Source organism: Roseateles sp., from assembly GCF_049240545.1.
In the GTDB taxonomy this organism is placed as follows: Bacteria; Pseudomonadota; Gammaproteobacteria; order Burkholderiales; family Burkholderiaceae_C; genus Paucibacter_A.
In genome coordinates, this window is record NZ_JBMLSK010000116.1 from 1 (window position 1) to 2,519 (window position 2,519).

Below are 2,519 nucleotides of genomic sequence, written 5' to 3' on the forward strand. Positions count from 1 at the left end.
TGTTGAATTGCACTGAATTTTGACCCACTTAGGGAAGTGATTTGCATTAGAAATTGATCCACGTCTAACCACTATCCTGCTTATTTTTTGAGCAGGAGCATGAAGGAGTGATTGACGTGGCAATGTTGAGCTTAATTCGGCGCCTGCACATGCGCGAAGGTGTTTCGCTTCGCGGTATTGCAAGACGCACGGGAGTCTCCCGAAACACTATCAAGAAGTATTTGGTCGGCCAAGTGGTCGTGCCGCGCTATAAACCGCGCCCAAGCCGGTCAAAGCTGGCACCCTACGCCGAACAGCTTATCGTCCGGCTCAAGACTGCTGCCAAGGCATCACGCAAACAGCGCAAGAGCTTGAAGCAGATGTACCGCGAGCTGACGGGCCTGGGATATGAAGGCTCCTACGACCGCGTCGCTTGCTTTGCCAAACGCTGGCGCGAGCAGCAAATCGAGACAGCCAGAACCACCGGACGCGGCACCTTTGTGCCGCTCACCTTCGCTCCCGGCGAAGCCTTCCAGTTTGACTGGTCAGAAGACTGGGCTGTCATCGCCGGTGAGCGCACCAAACTCCAAGTGGCGCACTTCAAACTCGCCCACAGTCGCGCCTTCATGCTGCGCGCCTATCTTCTCCAGACCCATGAAATGCTCTTCGATGCTCACCACCATTGCTTGACCGCACTAGGCGGCGTGGCCCGCCGCGGCATCTACGACAACATGAAGACTGCCGTCGACAAGATTGGCGTCGGTAAAGCACGCGACGTCAACGCACGCTTCGCCGCCATGGTCAGCCACTACGTCTTTCAGGCAGAGTTCTGTAACCCGGCCTCCGGCTGGGAGAAGGGCCAGGTCGAGAAGAATGTCCAAGATGCCAGGCATCGTATCTGGCATCAGGTCAATGACCGCAATACCCCAGCCTTTACATCCTTGGCGGCATTAAATGATTGGCTCACCCAACGCTGCCAAACGCTATGGGCGGAGATCCGGCATCCCGAGGAGATCGACCGGACCATTGCCGAGACCTGGGAAGAGGAACGTAAACACCTCATGGCCTTGCCGCCGGCATTCGATGGCTTCATCGAGCATATCAAGCGCGTGTCACCAACCTGCCTGATTCACTTGGAGCGCAACCGCTACAGCGTGCCGGCCAGCTTTGCCAACCGGCCGGTTAGTGTCAGGCTCTATGCCGACCGGATCGTGGTGGCCGCTGAGGGCAATATCATCGCCGAGCATCAGCGCCTGATCAACCGCGACCACAATGCTGGCCACACCGTCTACGACTGGCGGCACTACTTGGCGGTGTTGCAACGCAAACCCGGCGCCATTCGCAACGGCGCGCCATTCACCACCTTGCCGGAGGGTTTCAAGCAACTGCAGACGGTATTGATGAAGCGCCCAGGGGGCGACCGCGAAATGGTCGATATCTTGGCGTTGGTGCTGCACCACGACGAGTCCGCCGTCTTGTGCGCGGTCGAGCTTGCCCTTGAATCGGGGGCGGCGTCAAAACAGCACATCCTGAACATCCTAAGTCGACTGGTCGAAGGCAGTGCGCCACAGCCGATCGCCACCCCCGCGCCGCTCTCATTGAAGGTTGAACCCGAGGCGAACGTGACCCGCTACGACACGCTCAGGCCGGCGGCCCAATCGGGAGGCCGTTATGCAGCCTGAGGCGATGATCATGATGATGAAATCGTTGAAGTTGACGGGAATGGCGCAAGCCGTTGCCGACTTAAGCCAGCAAGGCTCGCCCGCCTATCAGGCGGCCTTACCCATTCTGGGCAACCTGTTGAAGGCAGAAGTCGCCGAGCGAGAGGTCCGCTCGGTGGGCTATCAACTGAAGGTGGCGAAGTTCCCCGCCCATCGGGATCTGGCCGGCTTCGACTTTAGTCAGAGTCGGGTCGATGAAGGTTTGATCCGGCAATTGCACACCGGTGCCTTCATCGACAGCGCGCATAACGTGGTGCTGGTGGGTGGCCCAGGAACGGGCAAGACACATCTGGCGAGCGCAATTGGCGTGCAGGCGATTACCCATTTACATAAGCGGGTGCGCTACTTCTCGACCGTTGAGCTGGTGAACTTGCTGGAGCAGGAGAAGGCGGCGGGCCGCGCGGGTCATCTGGCATTCAGGCTGCTATACGCTGACCTTGTCATTCTCGATGAGCTGGGCTATTTGCCGTTTAGCCAGTCAGGCGGAGCGTTGTTGTTTCACCTGATTAGTAAGCTCTATGAGCACACCAGCATCATCATTACGACGAACTTGAGCTTCGGAGAATGGCCATCAGTCTTCGGCGATGCCAAGATGACGACGGCGTTACTGGATCGGTTGACTCATCATTGCCACATTGTAGAAACTGGCAACGACTCCTACCGCTTCAAGAACCGAGATACCGAACTAAAACCCACTCAACGCATCAAGCGAGAAAGGAAATCCACAAAAATATCCACAGAAGAAGCGTAAATTCGTACCAATTCAGGTGGGTCAAAATTCAATGCAATTGGTGGGTCAGATTTCGATGCAATTCAACA

At 57.0% G+C, this 2,519-nt stretch carries 2 protein-coding genes; both read left to right on the top strand.

The window, feature by feature from the left end; genetic code table 11:
• Positions 1 to 107 precede the first annotated feature (107 nt).
• On the top strand, positions 108 to 1,661 hold the full coding sequence (istA, locus tag ACOVRJ_RS08105) for an IS21 family transposase (protein WP_422043378.1): 1,554 nt from the start codon (positions 108 to 110) through the stop codon (positions 1,659 to 1,661).
• Positions 1,651 to 2,451: an IS21-like element helper ATPase IstB gene (gene istB, locus ACOVRJ_RS08110; RefSeq protein ID WP_422043379.1), complete on the top strand. Its 801-nt coding sequence runs from the start codon at positions 1,651 to 1,653 to the stop codon at positions 2,449 to 2,451. The genes istA and istB overlap by 11 nt, the downstream gene beginning before the upstream one ends.
• The last annotated feature ends 68 nt before the right edge of the window (positions 2,452 to 2,519 follow it).

Coding starts and splice junctions, on each gene's coding strand:
- istB (WP_422043379.1), top strand. CDS start 1,651: ATGCAGCCTGAGGCGATGATCATGATGATGAAATCGTTGAAGTTGACG.